Source organism: Helicobacter suis HS1, assembly GCF_026000295.1.
Classification (GTDB): domain Bacteria; phylum Campylobacterota; class Campylobacteria; order Campylobacterales; family Helicobacteraceae; genus Helicobacter; species Helicobacter suis.
Genome location: NZ_AP026769.1, coordinates 998,129 through 1,015,848, shown reverse-complemented (window position 1 = coordinate 1,015,848; position 17,720 = coordinate 998,129). Strand labels below are relative to the sequence as shown.

9 protein-coding genes and 1 pseudogene are annotated in these 17,720 nt (G+C 40.5%); 3 read left to right on the top strand and 7 right to left on the bottom strand.

Going from position 1 to position 17,720, the window contains the following annotated elements; all coding sequences use genetic code 11:
- The first annotated feature begins 19 nt into the window (after positions 1 to 19).
- Positions 20 to 8,722 carry a DNA-directed RNA polymerase subunit beta/beta' gene (locus tag OO773_RS05485; RefSeq protein ID WP_006564781.1) on the top strand — a complete coding sequence of 2,901 codons (8,703 nt, stop codon included), beginning with the start codon at positions 20 to 22 and terminating at the stop codon, positions 8,720 to 8,722.
- Between the two features lie 369 nt (positions 8,723 to 9,091).
- Positions 9,092 to 9,340, top strand: a pseudogene (locus tag OO773_RS05480) (hypothetical protein); the annotation flags it as partial.
- On the opposite strand, the gene OO773_RS05475 reads toward OO773_RS05480, so the two are convergent.
- From OO773_RS05475 to OO773_RS05465, 3 genes are all read right to left on the bottom strand, one after another.
- A complete protein-coding gene (locus OO773_RS05475) occupies positions 9,264 to 11,345 on the bottom strand; it encodes a Z1 domain-containing protein (RefSeq protein ID WP_264828466.1) in 2,082 nt (693 codons plus the stop codon). The pseudogene OO773_RS05480 and the gene OO773_RS05475 sit on opposite strands and share 77 nt — an antisense overlap.
- Before the next feature lie 202 nt (positions 11,346 to 11,547).
- A complete protein-coding gene (locus OO773_RS05470) occupies positions 11,548 to 12,069 on the bottom strand; it encodes an outer membrane beta-barrel protein (protein ID WP_232087191.1) in 522 nt (173 codons plus the stop codon).
- A gap of 427 nt (positions 12,070 to 12,496) precedes the next feature.
- Complete coding sequence (locus OO773_RS05465) at positions 12,497 to 13,543, bottom strand: type II asparaginase (protein ID WP_073115423.1); 1,047 nt, start codon at positions 13,541 to 13,543, stop codon at positions 12,497 to 12,499.
- A 183-nt stretch (positions 13,544 to 13,726) separates the two neighbouring features.
- Here OO773_RS05465 and OO773_RS05460 point away from each other — a divergent pair, with 183 nt between their 5' ends.
- Entirely contained in the window at positions 13,727 to 14,251 is a 525-nt protein-coding gene (locus tag OO773_RS05460; RefSeq protein ID WP_034375561.1) for a hypothetical protein, read from the top strand.
- On the opposite strand, the gene mnmA is transcribed toward OO773_RS05460, so the two are convergent.
- From mnmA to OO773_RS05440, 4 genes are read right to left on the bottom strand one after another with little or no spacing between them, the layout of a single operon-like run.
- Complete coding sequence (gene mnmA, locus OO773_RS05455) at positions 14,248 to 15,285, bottom strand: tRNA 2-thiouridine(34) synthase MnmA (protein WP_006564289.1); 1,038 nt, start codon at positions 15,283 to 15,285, stop codon at positions 14,248 to 14,250. The two genes, OO773_RS05460 and mnmA, sit on opposite strands and share 4 nt — an antisense overlap.
- A 42-nt stretch (positions 15,286 to 15,327) precedes the next feature.
- Positions 15,328 to 16,026 carry a hypothetical protein gene (locus OO773_RS05450; RefSeq protein WP_233424220.1) on the bottom strand — a complete coding sequence of 233 codons (699 nt, stop codon included), beginning with the start codon at positions 16,024 to 16,026 and terminating at the stop codon, positions 15,328 to 15,330.
- Between the two features lie 17 nt (positions 16,027 to 16,043).
- Positions 16,044 to 17,183: a methyl-accepting chemotaxis protein gene (locus tag OO773_RS09820; protein WP_040499165.1), complete on the bottom strand. Its 1,140-nt coding sequence runs from the start codon at positions 17,181 to 17,183 to the stop codon at positions 16,044 to 16,046.
- 9 nt (positions 17,184 to 17,192) lie between these two features.
- Positions 17,193 to 17,681: a PAS domain-containing protein gene (locus tag OO773_RS05440; RefSeq protein WP_006564291.1), complete on the bottom strand. Its 489-nt coding sequence runs from the start codon at positions 17,679 to 17,681 to the stop codon at positions 17,193 to 17,195.
- Positions 17,682 to 17,720: the final 39 nt, after the last annotated feature.

Below are 17,720 nucleotides of genomic sequence, written 5' to 3'. Positions count from 1 at the left end.
ATTACAAAGGTTTAATGACATGAAAACTTTAAAAAATCGGTTGCGTGCGGATTTTACAAGAGTCCCTCAAGAATTGCAAGTCCCTAATCTCTTGTTTTTACAAAAAGAGAGTTATGAGGCGTTTTTATACGCTAAGGACGGGAAAGAAAGTGGGATTGAACGGGTTTTTAAGTCCGTATTCCCTATACACGATAGCCAAAATCGTATCACCTTAGAATATGGAGGCTATGAATATGGCGAACCCAAATACACCGTGCGCGAGGCTATGGAAAGGGGTATCACCTATTCGGTTTATCTCAAGATTAAGATTCGCTTGATTTTATGGGAAAAAGACCCTAAAACAGGGGAAAAACTAGGGCCCAAAGACATTAAAGAACAAAGTATTTTTATCCGTGAAATCCCTTTAATGACGGATCGTACCTCTTTTATTATCAATGGTGTTGAACGGGTGGTGGTTAACCAGTTGCATAGAAGCCCCGGGGTGATTTTTAAAGAGGAAAAATCCACCACTAGCACGAATAAGCTTATCTATGCCGGTCAAATTATCCCAGATCGTGGATCGTGGTTGTATTTTGAATATGATGTAAAAGATATTTTACATGTGCGCATTAACAAACGCCGCAAGGTTTCTGCCACAATTTTATTTAGAGCCATTGGTTATAGCAAACAAGACATTATTAAGATTTTTTACCCCCTTTTAAAAGTGCGCCATAGGGTGATTAAAGGCGAGAGCAAATATTATATTCCCTTTGAAAGTATTATAGTAGATAGTCGCCTTGATTTTGATCTAAAAGATGAAAAAGGGCGGGTTTTACTAGCGGCTAGTAAAAAAGTTACGGCTAGAAAAGCCAAAGAAATTAGAGAAAGCGGGGTTGAGTGGGTGGAATATCCCACTAAAATTTTACTCAACCGCTATTTGGCAGAACCTATTATGGATACAAATCAATCAGTATTGTTAGATGCACTCACTCTTTTAGAACAACCAAAATTAGACAAAATTCGCGAGGCTGGCATTGATGCATTTGTGATTGCTAATGATCTAGCATTAGGGCATGACGCCTCTATCATTAGATCTTTTACATCAGATGCCGAGTCTTTGCGCAATGAATCGCTTAAATTACTCAAACAAAGCGAAAAAATTGAAGATGAAAGTGCTTTGGCTGCAATCCGCATTTATAAAGTGATGCGCCCGGGGGATCCAGTTACTACTGAAGTGGCTAAAACCTATGTACAACAACTCTTTTTTGATCCAGAACGCTATGATTTAACAATGGTAGGCCGGATGAAAATGAATCATAAATTGCATTTAAAAGTGCCCAATTATGTAACCGTTCTAACCCATGAAGACATCATTGAAACCGTTAAATACCTCATCAAAATTAAAAATGGACAGGGGCGCATTGACGATCGCGATCACTTAGGTAATCGCCGTATCCGTGCGGTTGGTGAATTGCTCTCTAATGAGTTGCATGAGGGCTTGATGAAAATGCAAAAAACCATCAAAGATAAGCTCACCACGATGAATAATGCATTAGATTCACTCATGCCCCATGACTTGGTTAACTCTAAAATGATTACCAGTACAATTTTAGAATTTTTCATGAGTGGCCAGCTCTCCCAGTTTATGGATCAAACAAATCCCCTTTCAGAAGTTACGCATAAACGCCGGCTTTCAGCTTTGGGTGAAGGTGGGCTTGTTAAAGATCGTGTGGGCTTTGAGGCACGCGATGTACACCCCACCCACTATGGCCGTATCTGTCCTATTGAAACCCCTGAGGGGCAAAATATCGGGCTTATTAACACCCTTTCTACTTTTACGCGGGTTAATGATTTAGGGTTTATTGAAGCGCCTTATAAAAAGGTTGTTGAGGGGCATGTGGGCGAACAAATTGAGTATTTAACCGCCATTCAAGAAGAAGGGCATGTGATTGCACCGGCTAGTACGGTTGTAGATTCTAAAGGTTATATCCAAGAAGATTTGGTAGAAACTAGAGTGGGGGGTGAAATTGTGCTTAATGAAAAGCACAAAGTTACCCTAATGGATTTAAGTTCGCGCATTTTAGTAGGCGTGGCCGCTTCTTTGATCCCCTTTTTAGAACATGATGATGCTAATCGCGCCTTAATGGGAACTAATATGCAGCGCCAAGCTGTGCCCTTATTGCGCTCAGAAGCGCCTATTGTAGGGACAGGTATTGAAAGCGTGATTGCACGCGATTCATGGGGCAGTATCAAAGCTGAGCGTAAGGGCGTGGTTGATGAAGTAGATGCGGGAAATATTTATATTGTTGAAAAAGACCCCCAAAAAGGCCCGCATATCACCTCTTATTTGTTACAAAAAAATCTACGCACCAACCAAAACACCTGTTTTAACCAAGTACCTATTGTTAAAGTTGGCGATGTGGTAGAAGAAGGCCAAATTATTGCCGATGGCCCTAGCATGGATAAGGGCGAGCTAGCTTTAGGTAAAAATGTCCGCGTGGCTTTCATGCCATGGAATGGCTATAACTTTGAAGATGCGATTGTGGTGAGTGAGAAAATCATTAAAGAAGATGTTTTCACCTCCGTACACATCTATGAAAAAGAAATTGAGGCTAGAGAGCTCAAACACGGTATTGAGGAATTTACCGCAGATATTCCTGATGTCAAAGAGGAGGAGGTGGCGCACTTAGATAGCGGGGGGATTGTAAAGATCGGAACTTATGTGGCCCCGGGCATGATTTTAGTGGGGAAAGTTTCGCCTAAAGGGGAAATTAAAAGCACACCTGAGGAGCGTTTGTTACGGGCTATTTTTGGGGATAAGGCCGGGCATGTGGTAAACAAGTCGCTTTACTGCCCACCTTCTTTAGAGGGGACTGTGATTGGGGTTAAGATTTTCACTAAAAAGGGTTATGAAAGAGATACCCGGGCTACTAATGCTTATGAAGAGGAAAAATGGGTCTTAGATGATAGGCATGATAAGCATTTTAAAATGATTGATAAAGAGGAGCTTTTACAAATCAGTGATATTTTCTCCCAAGAGCCCCTAGAGGAAGAGGCGGTGTTTAATGAAATCACCTATCCGAAAGGCTCAAAAATCCCTAGAGAAGTTATAGAGGGGAGTAATCGCTTTGGGTTGATTTCTCTAGCTAAAAAGTACAGCAAAGAGGTACAAGATCGTTTTGAACAAATTAAGATCAACATTTTAGAGCAAAAGAAACTTTTAGGTCAAGGGCATGAGAAAAAACTTTCTATTTTAGAGAAAGATGATATTTTGCCAAATGGGGTGATTAAGCTAGTTAAAATTTACATCGCCACTAAGCGCAAATTAAAAGTAGGCGATAAAATGGCCGGACGGCATGGCAATAAAGGCATTGTGTCTAATATTGTACCTATTGCTGACATGCCCTATACAGCTGATGGCGAACCGGTTGATATTGTGCTTAATCCTTTGGGCGTGCCAAGCCGCATGAATATTGGGCAAATTTTAGAGGTGCATTTAGGGCTTGTGGGTAAAGAGCTAGGCAAGCAAATTAAAGCCCTTTTAGATAGCCAGACTAAGGATTTTATCGCTAAATTGCGTTCTAAAATGCTAGAAATTGCCCGCGTAGTCAATGTAGATAACCAAACTCTAGCCCAAATACTAGAAAGCTGTAGCGATACAGATTTGCTTAGCTATGCTAGAGATTGGAGTTCTGGGGTGAAATTTGCTATCCCTGTTTTTGAGGGCATCTCTGAAGAGCAGTTTATGGAACTCTTTAAGCTAGCCAAAATTGATTTAGACGGCAAAACCGAGCTTTATGATGGGCGTACGGGTGAAAAAATGAAAGAGCGGGTAAATGTAGGTTACATGTACATGCTTAAACTCCACCACCTAGTAGATGAAAAAGTACATGCTAGATCTACCGGCCCCTATTCTTTAGTAACCCACCAACCGGTGGGTGGTAAAGCACTCTTTGGCGGGCAACGCTTTGGGGAAATGGAGGTGTGGGCACTAGAGGCTTATGGAGCGGCACACACGCTTAAAGAAATGCTCACGGTTAAATCAGATGATATTAAAGGACGGGAAAATGCCTATAGGGCTATTGCTAGGGGCGAGCATGTAGGCGAATCAGAAATTCCAGAAACTTTTTATGTCTTGACTAAGGAATTACAATCCTTAGCTTTAGATGTGAATATCTTTAATGAAGAAGTAGATGAATTTGGCATGCCAAAACCCATTGTGATCAAAGAGGACGATCGCCCCAAAGACTTTAATTCCTTCCAACTCACCCTAGCTAGCCCGGATAAAATCCGCGAATGGAGTTATGGGGAGGTGAAAAAGTCAGAGACGATTAATTACCGCACCCTCAAACCCGAGCGCGATGGACTCTTTTGCATGAAGATCTTTGGGCCCACTAAAGATTATGAATGTTTATGTGGTAAGTATAAAAAGCCGCGTTATAAAACCATTGGAACTTGTGAAAAATGTGGGGTGGCTATCACTAGCTCTAAGGTGCGATCTTTTCGCATGGGGCATATTGAGTTAGCCACTCCGGTAGCTCATATTTGGTATGTTAACTCTCTACCAAGCCGTATTGGTACACTTCTTGGCATTAAAATGAAAGATTTAGAACGCGTGCTTTACTACGAGGCTTACATTGTTAAAGATCCCGGTCAGGTTTGTTATGACTTAGAGGGTACTAGACCTGTACTTAAATATGATATTTTAAATGAGGAGCAGTTTCAAAGTATCCAGCGCCACTACAGCGATCAAGATTTCAACGCCCAAATGGGAGGCGAGATCATTAAAGAACTCTTAGAGGAATTAGATTTAGTTAGTTTGCTTGAATCGCTTAAAGAAGAAGTTAGAGACACCCATTCAGATGCTAAGAAAAAGAAATTAGTTAAGCGTTTAAAAGTGGTGGAAAGCTTTATTAATTCAGGAAATCGCCCCGAGTGGATGATGCTTACAGCTCTGCCTGTATTGCCACCTGATTTAAGGCCTTTAGTGGCTTTAGATGGGGGCAAGTTTGCGGTAAGTGATGTCAATGAGCTTTATAGAAGAGTGATTAACCGTAACCAACGACTCAAACGATTAATTGAGCTAGGCGCGCCTGAAATTATTGTGCGCAATGAAAAACGCATGCTCCAAGAAGTGGTAGATGCTTTATTTGATAATGGACGCAACGCTAACGCGGTTAAGGGGGCTAATAAACGGCCACTTAAATCCCTTTCAGAAATCATTAAGGGCAAACAAGGGCGCTTTAGACAAAATTTATTAGGTAAACGGGTGGATTTTTCAGGCCGAAGCGTGATTGTAGTGGGGCCTAATTTAAAAATGGATGAATGCGGGTTGCCTAAAAATATGGCGCTAGAACTCTTTAAACCCCATTTATTAGCTAAGTTGGAGGAAAAGGGCTTTGCTACTACGCTTAAACAAGCTAAGCGCATGATTGAACAAAAAAGTACCGAAGTTTGGGAGTGTTTGGAGGAAGTGGTGAAGGGCTATCCGGTGCTTTTAAACCGCGCCCCCACTTTGCATAAACAATCTATCCAAGCCTTCCACCCTAAACTCATTGATGGTAAGGCAATCCAATTACACCCCCTTGTATGCTCAGCCTTTAACGCCGACTTTGATGGGGATCAAATGGCTGTACATGTGCCTTTAAGCCAAGAGGCGATCACGGAATGTAAAGTTTTAATGCTTAGTTCTATGAATATTTTATTGCCCGCTAGTGGTAAGGCTGTAGCTGTACCTAGTCAAGATATGGTTTTAGGGATTTATTACCTTTCTTTAGAAAAAAGTGGCGTTTTAGGTGAACATAAGCTTTTTTCAAGTGTGGCTGAGGTTTTAATCGCTGTGGATACTAAAGAATTAGATGTACACGCTAAAGTACGGGTTTTACAAGATCGCCATATGTTACAAACCACAGCCGGACGCCTCATTATTAAATCTATTTTGCCAGATTTTGTGCCCGCGCATTTGTGGAATAAAGTCATGAAGAAAAAAGACATCGGGGCTTTGGTAGATTTTGTTTATAAAGAAAGTGGCATTGGCCAAACGGCTAGCTTTTTAGATAATCTAAAAATGTTAGGCTTTAGATACGCAACTAAAGCCGGGATTTCTATCTCTATGGAGGATATTATTACACCGGCTAATAAAAACCGCATGGTAGAAGTGGCTAAAGAACAGGTTAAAGCAATCCAAGCGCAATTTGAAAGCGGACATTTAAGCGATCAAGAGCGCTACAATAAAATCATTGATATTTGGACAGAAGTTAATAACTCCATGAGTAAGGAGATGATGGAGGCTATTTCTAAAGATAAAGAGGGCTTTAACTCTATTTATATGATGGCAGATAGCGGGGCGCGTGGTTCGGCTGCTCAGATTCGCCAACTCTCTGCCATGCGTGGCTTGATGACTAAACCGGACGGTTCTATTATTGAAACACCCATTATTTCTAACTTTAAAGAGGGCTTGAATGTATTAGAGTACTTTAACTCCACACACGGGGCGCGCAAAGGCCTAGCCGATACCGCACTTAAAACCGCGACAGCGGGCTATCTCACCCGTAAACTCATTGATGTTTCTCAAAATGTTAAGGTAGTACAAGAGGATTGTGGCACGCATGAAGGCATTGAGATTACAGATATTACTGTGGGTAGTGAACTCATTGAGCCTTTAGAGGAGCGCATCTTTGGGCGGGTTATTGTGGAGGATATTTTAGATCCGCTTACAAATGAAATACTCTTTAGCGCAGATACTCTCATCACAGAGGAAAAAGCCAAACGCATTATTGAGGCTGGGATTAAATCTGTCATTATCCGTACCCCCATAACCTGCAAGGCACAAAAGGGTGTGTGCGCAAAATGTTATGGACTTAATTTAGGCGAGGGCAAGATGATTAAACCGGGCGAGGCAGTAGGCGTAGTAGCAGCACAGTCAATTGGCGAGCCGGGCACACAATTAACCTTAAGAACTTTCCATGTGGGCGGTACAGCCTCCAGAAGCCAAGAGGAGCGCGAGATTGTCGCTGAAAAAGAGGGGTTTGTGCGCTTTTTTAACATTGAGACCTACCAAAATAAAGAGGGGCATAACATCATCACCAACCGCCGTAACGCCGCTATTTTGGTGGTTGAGCCTAAGATTAAAGCCCCCTTTGATGGGGTGCTTAAAATTAACAATGCCCATGAGGAAATCTTTTTAAGCGTGGTAGGAGAGAAAGAGGCTAAGTTTACCTTGCGTAAAAGCGATGTGGCTAAGCCAAGCGAGTTAGCCGGCGTGGGGGGCAAGATTGAGGGAAAATTCTATCTACCCTATAGCCATGATCAAGAGGTTAAATACGGCGATAGCATCGCAGACATCATTAAAGATAGCTGGAATGTGCCCCACCGCATTCCCTATGCAAGCCAAATTGCCATTCAAGATAATGAGCCAATTGCTCAGAATATCTATGCCAAAGAAAAGGGCATTGTGCAGTTTTACTATTTAGAAGGGGATCATTTAGAACGCTTTGAGTCAGTAAGAGCGGGGGAAGTGGTGCAAGAAAAAGGCTTGTTTGCAGTGGTGGTGGATAAAAACGGACAGGAGGCTATTCGCCACTACATCGCTAGAAACTCTTTAATGCAGGTAGGCGATAAAAGCCCAGTTGAAACGCATACGCTTTTGGCTAAACCTAGTGTAGAGGGCAAAACCACGATTGCTAGCTGGGACCCCTACAACACGCCCATTATTGCGGATAAAAGCGGAGTGGTGCGCTTTGTAGATATTGTAGCGGGGGTAAGTGTAACTGAAACAGAAGATGAAAATACAGGTATGCGATCTTTGGTGGTGAATGAATATATTACCGGGGGGCTTAAACCTAGTTTAGTGATTGAAAACCCTAACCAAGAAAGTATCTTTTATCCGCTAGAGCCTAAAACCTCTATTGTAGTAGCAGAGGGTGCGCAGGTAGAAGTAGCCGATGTGCTAGCAAAAATCCCTAAAGCTACGGCTAAATCTAAAGATATTACCGGTGGTTTACCCCGCGTTTCTGATATTTTTGAAGCCCGTAAAAGCAAACCAAAAGATCTCGCTATTTTAAGCGAAATGGATGGGCAGGTGAGCTTTGAAAAACCCGTGCGCAATAAAGAACGGATTTGTATCACCGCTAGCGATGGAAGACAAGCAGAGTACTTTATTGATAAAGGCAAGCAGATTTTAGTGCGGCCGGGTGAGTTTGTACACGCTGGCGAGGCTATCACTGATGGGGTGGTTAGTAGCCATGATATTTTGCGCATAAGCGGGGAAAAAGAGCTGCATAAATATATTGTAAGCGAGGTACAACAGGTTTATAGACGCCAAGGGGTGAATATCGCAGATAAGCACATTGAAATCATTGTTTCGCAGATGTTGCGCCAAGTGCGGATTTTAGATAGCGGGAATACAAAGTTTATTGAGGGGGATTTAGTGAGCAAGAAACATTTTAGGGAGGAAAACCAACGGATTTTACAGGCTAAGGGCGAACCAGCTATTGCTGAACCTGTGTTGCTTGGCATTACCCGCGCGGCTATTGGCAGTGATAGCATTATTTCAGCCGCCTCGTTTCAAGAAACAACTAAAGTGCTCACAGAGGCTAGTATTGCGATGAAAAAGGACTTTTTAGAGGATTTAAAAGAAAATGTGGTGCTAGGGCGCATGATTCCTGTGGGCACGGGGCTTTATAAGGATAAAAAGGTAGGGGTAAAGATAGAAGAAGAGCAAGAAGTGATTAAGGATACTTAAGATTAAGCTATCAAGAGGGAGGGGAGTAGAAGGTAGGGTTTTTTAGACTTGTAAAAATATTTTCTACACGGGGGTATAAAATAAGGGCGACAGAGAGTTAATGCCCGGTTTTAAGGGCGGTTTGTTTTGTGTAGGTGTGAAAAATATCTTTGTGCAGCATAAAATCTTTAAGCTTGCATTAGACAATAGCAAAGTTCTAAAGAGCTCGCCTAGTCTTCTTCTTCCTTGCTAAATTATCTTGCTGGGCATTGTAGTAGCGCTCTTCTCTTTCTTGTTCTTGTTCTTGGTTTTGCACACCACGAGGGAAAGACACTTCGTATGCGGGTACTAAAATTCCTTCAAGTGGGTTTTCTCCATTCTCCGTTGTTGCTTACAAATGAAATACTCTTTAGCGCAGATACTCTCATCACAGAGGAAAAAGCCAAACGCATTATTGAGGCTGGGATTAAATCTGTCATTATCCGTACCCCCATAACCTGCAAGGCACAAAAGGGTGTGTGCGCAAAATGTTATGGACTTAATTTAGGCGAGGGCAAGATGATTAAACCGGGCGAGGCAGTAGGCGTAGTAGCAGCACAGTCAATTGGCGAGCCGGGCACACAATTAACCTTAAGAACTTTAATATTTCCCCTTTACTCACTCCTCTACAAACCTTATAAAACCCTTTTTCTTCAAATTCCTTTGATTTAACGAATGCAGATAAGATTCTTAGGTTTTTCTCATGTACTTGCTTATCTATTACAAAACGATAGACACCAAAAAATGACAAGGGCTTTTTATTTGTTCGTCTCTGGGCATTTCTCATCTTGTTTCCAGATGTAGGCCGTAATCCAGCGGCTTTTTTAACAGCTAGCCCAAAATCAAGAGGTGTTTTTCTCTCCTCCTCCATTCTTTTTAATTGCGCCATAAGATCATCTATAGCATTCGTGATCTCTTTAAATTTTTCTTGAATCTTTTCTGGCATGTAGATTTTGCACAAATCCTCATAGCCATCCCGATAACCAAACCAACGACCCATTTGCATGAGTGTGTCATAAAATTCGGAGTCTCGAATAAAATAGCTCACACTTAAGCCCTCAAGTGTAAACCCACGCGATAAACTTGCGCCTCCCACCACAATCACATTCAATTTTTCATCCTCGGGATAACTAAATTCCTCACTCTCTTGGTTGACTAGTTTAACCGATATGCTAGATAGGGTTTTAGACAACACTTTTCGCACTTGCTCCCACGAAAAATTACAATCTACAAATCTGCGATCAAAAATATTCTTTGCCTCTGTAATAAAATCGCCCAAACCCCTTTTTAGTTCTTCTAATTTTTCAGATATTTGTCTTTGCACATCATTAAAGCGGCTAACATGGACCAACATGCTGTTATGTTTTTCTTGCCCTCTTAAATACCTTATGGTTATATTAAGGCAAAAAACAAAGATAGCTTCTACCAAACTCTCGGGCAATTCTAAAATCTGGTGTTTCTTTTTATGTTTTAGAGGAAAGGCTTCCTCATAGTCTGTTATGTTTATCAGAAATTTTTCTGGCTCTTTTATAAAAATCTTTTGTGCTCCAAAGTAGTTTGTGGCCGTCTTAAGGGCATGGATAAAATCCCGTGGAAACAGATCGGGGAGATTATCCTTTTTAAGCTCGTAATTGATAAAAATATTAGCAAAGGGTGTGGCCGTATAGCCGACATAAGAGTATTTTTTAAAACGATTCAAAATCTCTCTAATCTTTCTATTAATGGCGCTGGCTTCCTCCTTAGCTTTTTTGGTATCAACAGAGGCATAATCTGACTCATCATCAATAAGCAATATGGCATGTTCTGAAATTCTTTGAGGATCAAGCCATTTCATAAGGGCATCCAGTACTTTGCTGTTTTTCTTTAAAACTGCATAAATAGGTTTAGTTTCTTCCAAATTAAATCGAGTATCCCTATCAGAATCCCTTTTATTAAAGTCATAGTCCTCTGTTGTCAGGCTAATTGGTTGTCGTTCTTTTTGCACTTCTGTAAATCTTTCATTGAGGCGTTTTTGCGTTTGGCTTCTTAGATTTTCTTTATCTCCAGCAAGAATAACGATGAATTTATACCCCGCATCCATAGCTTTGTGAATCAAACAGGTATAATTTAGGGTTTTACCTGATTGCACATTCCCCACTGCCATGCCATAGACACCAAAATTATCCTCTCTTGGATCGCCGATTTGACCCATAACCACGTCTGTATCTTTATCAAGCGCTTCAACCACCTTTGAAGGGTAACTCTTAAGGTTTCTCTTTAGCCTATCCCAGTAAAAATTATCATTTTTAGGTTTAAACTCCTCCGCATACCACCTAGTGTCTCGTTTTCTTTGTTCCTCTCCTTGTAAAGACATGCCCGCTTCCATTTTTATGTTAATAAAATGATCGCTTAAATCTTGGTATAGTCTTGTATAGTCATCCTCACTCATTTTTACACCATCACCAATGCCAAACGTGAAAGATGCCTGCCCTGATGAAAAGGATTTTCTAATATTTTGGATACAATCGGTTATGTCCTTTAAGCTAACTTCAGATTTTTCGTTAAGCCTGTCGTTAAGTCTGTTTTTTGCAAGTTCAAAAACCTTTTTGTAATCAGAATCATCCATTCAACTATTCCCCATTTGCTAAAAATTCTAAAAAGCCGGTCAAAAACTCAAAACTAACTAACACGGGCAATTATAACACGAAAAGCTGGAGTTATCTTCAAAAATGCCCGTAGATTCTCCACCGCAACATTAGCTTAAAGTTTTGCTAGTGTATCTAAGAAATAAAACACGGGCAAGCCCCTAGCCTTTGCCCTAAACTTCTCTAAAAGTTGATCGCATAGTTGACATAAACAGCAACTTTGCGTCTGAGTGTGATGGTTTCTGTAGTACTACTAGAATTACTAGAATAAGTACTCCCATAAGCATTAGAGATAGGGGACTGGGTGTTGGAGTAGGAGTAATAAGGATAGTTAATGGTGGGGATACGCACGCCAAATTCAAAGCCTTGGTGCTTGCTAAAGTTAGCCCTTAAACCAATATTAACGATGACTTGCCCGTACCGAGTTGTTATCTGAGATGATACCTGACAAGTACCGTCTGGATTGGGAATACATGTTCCATTTTGATTATTCCCCGTTAACCATGAACTCCCCCCTCCCATCACACCAAGAGCCATGCCAAAGGTTTTTTCATTCTTATCATAAAAATTAAAGAGCATATCCATGCCAACACCATAAAAGAGATCAGTTAAGGATTGGTTGTAATTAAAGGTGTTGTAGCTCCCCTTACCCGGAACAACAGTCGCACTCCCACCCTGACCACTGAAAAAAGCATAGAAACGCAAACCAAAGCGCTTTGTTTTGCCAAAAAATTGTTTATAACCAATTTGAACGTCCCCTCCGAAGAGATTGCCGTTATAGGTCGTGGTGGAAGTATAACTTGTTATGTTGCCATTTGTGCTTTCCTGAAAGCTAGAATTATCCTTACCGCCAAAATTAGAATACTGAAAACCTCCTTCTATAAAACCACCTTTTCTCTCCGCACTTAAAGGCGCTAAAGAGATAAAACTAAGAGCGCTGATAAAAGCAAAGCGGGTAAAAGCTAGAGAGAAAACGCTACGCGTTTGTTGTTTGTTGTTTGTTGTTTGTTGTTTGTTGTTTGGATCGATGATACCATAAAGACCCTTTCAAAAAAATAGTAGGCTCGTAGTTTAGCAAATATAAAAATAAAATGTCAAATATGCGTTTGAGCTAAAACTTGATAGCTAAAAATTAATGCGTCTTAAAATATTCTTGGATTTTTTGGCGGTTATGGGTTTGGCTTAAGGCAAGCATTAAAAGTACCCTAGCTTTTTGAGGGTTGAGATTATCGCTAGTTAAAAAGCCGTATTTAGAATCATCAATTTCACCTAGTGGTGTGATAAATCCACTCCCCACACGGCTAGAGCGCACCACCACTACACCCTGTTTAAGCGCATTAGCTAGTGCATTTAACACAGACGGATAAAGATTACCATTACCCACCCCAGCGCTTATAATTCCTTTAGCGCCGTGTTTAATCACATCTTGTATCAAATCTGCATGATCATTAGCATGGCTATAGATAATATCTACACGAGGCAAATGAACAATCTTAGCAATATCAAAAGCACTTTCTAGCGTGTGTTTGCGCAAAGATTGCATATAAAAGCGCACATGCCCATAAATCACCTTCCCTAAAGGACCACTATTAAGAGATTTAAAAGTAGCGACATCTGTCGTGTGTGTTTTACTCACTTCTCTAGCCGCATGGATATCTCCATTCATCACCACTAAAACCCCCTTGCCTTTAGATTGGGGATTACTAGCCACTGCGATAGCGTTATAAAGATTAAGAGGGCCATCTGCGCTTAAAGAGCTAGCATTGCGCATCGCACCAACCATTACAATAGGTTTATGGCTTTTAATCACCAAATCTAAAAAATAAGCCGTCTCCTCCATTGTATCTGTACCATGTGTGATCACCACTCCATCTACATCTTTTTTAGAGAGTAAGGCTTGTACCCGTCTAGCTAATTTGAGCCAAATTTTATTATCCATTTCTTGAGAGCCGATATTGCTTATTTGCTCAGCTTTAAGATTGGCTAAGTCTTTAGCTTGTGGGATTACACTAATGAGACTATCTACAGATAACGCCCCAGATTTATAAGCACTGCTTAGTGTGTTAGAAGATTTCCCGGCAATAGTTCCCCCTGTAGCAAGAATATACAAATTAGGTTTTGCACACACAACCCCCACTAACGCCGCTACAATTATAAACGAATAAAACAACTTTAACATAACACTCTCCACTATAAATTTTGCCAACTCAAGGTCTGATTTTTTAACTCTAAAATAATATTGTAACAGAAAATAAAACTCCTAAGTCTTTTCTCAAACAAGCTTAAGATTTTGCATGTTAAAATACGAGCCTTCGCTAAAATAAAATATCGGGAGTTGTTTGATGGGGTATTTAAGCCATTGATGTTTGCGGTCTTTGTGAGCCGCGTGGCACATGTTGAAGTTGGCTACGCTAGCGATTCTAGCGTGCTTGTTAATCCTTTAAAGTTATCTGTTTTAAGTATCGGGTCTTTGGTTGCTGGTAAAGAAGAGAGGCGTACTTTTAATGCTATGTTTGATGCCCTAGTTTTAGGCAATACTAAGCAAGTGCTCAAACGATTAGCAGCCCCTAAAACTGCGAATATCTTATACCACCGGCGCGGGAGTGTTATGGGTAAATCTAACCTGACTGTTTTAAGTCTTGAGGCTTTGATTGCTGGTAAAAAGATAAGACGGCTTTTTAACGCGAGATTTGATGCCTTAGTTTTGGGTGATGCAGATGAAGTGCTTAAGCGTTTGAGCGCTCGTAATTTCTCTAATATCTTGTCTTATCAGTATGATGATTTTGTAAGCAAGTGCCAAAAGCATGTTAAGATTCATGTTCCTAACATGGGCTCAGGCGTATCACCAACTTCTACCTTTCATGCTAGTTTTCACTGGAAATTTTAGGCGCTTTTGGTGATAACGCCTCCTCCTAAGACGCAGTCTTTCTCATAAATCACCAACGCTTGCCCTAGAGCCACACCATAAACGGGCTCTTCAAAGGTGGCGTGGATGGTTTGGTGATTGAGGCTGATCTTAGCTTTGGTGGGGGTGCTTCTATAGCGCACCTTAACCATGTAAGTACCTGTTTTAAAATTAGAAGGCAAGGATTTATTTTCAGCCTCTAGGGTAAAGATCGCTAGATCTTCTTTTTCGCCTACAATAATCTCATTGGCTTTAGCATGGATACCCACAACAAAATGAGGCGTGTGTGCCCCTTGAACTGTGAAGCCCTTGCGTTTGCCAATGGTGTAGTGCATATAGCCCTTATGCGTGCCTACAACCTCCCCTTTTAAATTACGCACCAGACCTTTTTGATCTACATCAATATGTTGTTTGAGCGTATCAATATAAGAACCCTCTACAAAGCAAATTTCTTGGGATTCTTTATAAGTTTGCAAGTCCCCTAAAAAGGGCATGGCCTCTAGGGCTTTTGGTTTGATCTCACTTTTTAATAAACCACCTAAGGGAAACATGAGCGCATCAATGGCGTGTTGTGGGAGCGCGTATAAAAAATAGCTTTGATCTTTACTTAAATCAAAGGCCTCTTGGATGCGTAGCACACCCTCTAAATCCATTAATCTAGCATAATGCCCTGTAGCTACCTTTTCACACCCACGATCAAGGGCAAATTCTAGCCCTAAACCAAATTTCATTAAAGGGTTACATAAAGCACAAGGGTTTGGCGTCTGGCCATTTTTGTAGGTGTCAATAAAAACTTCATAGACTTGTTTTTTAAAAGGTTCTTGTAAATCCACCACTTCAAACGGGATATTTAAAAAAGAGGCCACTTCTTGGCAATTTTTAATATAAAAGGCGTGTTTTTCCTCTTTCCCATGCAATTTTAAATACAGCCCTAATAAATCATGCCCGGCCTGCTTTAACAAATAAGCGCTATAAGAGCTATCCACCCCTCCACTCATCAAAACAGCAATTTTCACACTCTAACCTTCTTGTTTAATAAGACGGCATTATAACACATTTTAGCAACCCACCGTAAGTCTAGCCGTGAGGCTAAAGCTTTGTTGTGTCTCTTGTTGTTTTTCTATTTTAAAGCGCATAGGGAAATGATTAGGGTAAAAATCTAGGCTTTTAACCATGCATTGTTTCTTAAATTTCTGGCTAAAAAAGATCACTTTCTCTTGGGCTTTTTTTAATAATGCATCCTGCAATGCTACTAGATCAGATTCTTGCATTTTGGCATAAAGGGCGGGTGTATTGAGTACAAATAAAGCGTTTTTTGTAACCACTTCAGAAATTTTACTTTTAAGGGTTTCATAATCGTTTAATTTAGAAGTAGGGATTTCACAAACCATTAAAGCATGCAAAGAATAGCCGTTTAACTCTTGTTTAAAAGTATAATGAGGCTCTAGACTATAAGAAGTTCGTTGGCATAAATGGCTATCTTTTGCCAGATCATTAATTTGTTTAAAACTTTCTTTGATACTTTGCTCTTGTTCAGGGGTTAGTTTTTCTGTTTTTAACAGCCCATTAGCGCTACTAAAAAGAAGATGCGCGCTATAACTTCCGGGCATCACCACTTGCTTACTTTGGATTTGCATGGTAATTTCACTACCACTTTTAGTTTTGTGTTTGCCCAAAACAAACCGTTCAAAGGCAAGCCCTCCGATAAAACAACCTAAAAAAGCCGCCGCCAATACTAAGCTTAAAACATATCGCATACGATCTCCTTTATCAATTAATCTAATTCAACAGCATCTAAGGCCTGCAAACGCGCTGCCATTTGTTCTACCTCATCTAGCTTATAATGATCTTTAACATGGGCTAGTACCTCCTGTGTTAGGGTTTTGGCTTTATCATTGAGTGCTTTGTCTAAAGCGATATTTTGGGTTTCATTGGTGAGTACACTTTTATAAATATACATCTTTAGAATAATCCACTCAATATGGCGCATGATTTTGCTAAGCCCTTGTTCTAACCCTTTATTATTCTCTAAACTTTTACGGCTATCTTGCACAAAAACCTCTAGCACCTTTGAAAAACCCTGAAAATGTACGCCAATCTCCGTGCTTAGACTTGTTACTTCTGAAAAGGCCTCCTCTAACTTATCAATTTCCTCTTTAAAACCACTAAAATTACCTTTAATATTGCTAACTTCCTTAGCCACCCTCTCAGCAAGTTTTCTAATTTCATCAGCCACCACCGCAAAGCCTCGCCCGTGTTCTCCACTCCTAGCTGCCTCAATAGCTGCATTAAGAGAAAGTAAATTAGTCTGATCGGCAATATCATTGATAATATCAGCAACCTGCATGATAAAATCCATGTTTTTCTTTAATTCTTCTACAACTGTGTTGACATGCGAACAGTGCGCGCTAAAATTATCTAAATTAGTGTGGATACCTAAGATTTCATCTTGGCTTTTTAAAGAATTCTCTTCAATATTTTGTGCTAATTGCTTATTTTCTGTACACTGCTGTACTCTCCGGCTAAGTTCATTTAATATGGCTAAAATCCCCTTAGCGCCCCCTCCCATTTCTAATAAGCGCTGTACGATCTTGCTATTATTGCTTGCAATAATCCCATCAACATGGGATCTCACATGCTCTCCATATTGTTTAAAAATCCCTCTATACCCTTCTAAAAAGATGTTGCGATAATCCCTACCTTCTTTAGCCGCCTGTACACATGCATCCATTTCACGGAATAAAGATTCGATTTGATCTAAAAGATCGTTTAAACCATGCATCATGGCGCTATAAGGGCTATTCTCATCAATCTCTACAATGCGGCATTCTAAATACCCGTTTCTAACTTGAGCGATAAACTCATAGATTTTCTCAATAGCAGGATCAGAGTTGCCTGAAAGCCATTTAAACATGCGCCATCCTTATAATCGTTGTAGCTGGTTGACCCATTGGTGGTAATCACAGCCCTGTTCTTGTAAAACTTGTTGGAGGGCTTTTAAACTAGCCTGTATCCCCTGTGTTTTCTCAGCAGACAACAAAGAAGTATAAAGAGGAATGATCACCTTAAGGGCTTTTCTATTGGGGGCTCTTCTTACAGAATAATACCCGATAGAATTTTGCGATTCATCTACAGAGGCGGTTACATTGGCAAAAACCCAGTAAAAATGCCCATCAAAGGTTTTATTTTTAATGTAGGCAAAAATTTCATGCTGGGCTTTGATGTTATCCCAGAGGAGTTTAAAAATGACCTTAGGCATTTCTGGATGGCGCACCACGCTATGGGGTTTATACAGAAGGTCTTTTTCTCCACCCCCAACAATGTCTATAAAGGGCTTATTTGCATAGGTGATCACTCCCTTTAAATCCGTCTTGGTAACTAAAAAGTGATCTTCATTCACAAACTTTTCCATGTAACTCTTTTACTTATTTTTAACTTTTAGACTACAACC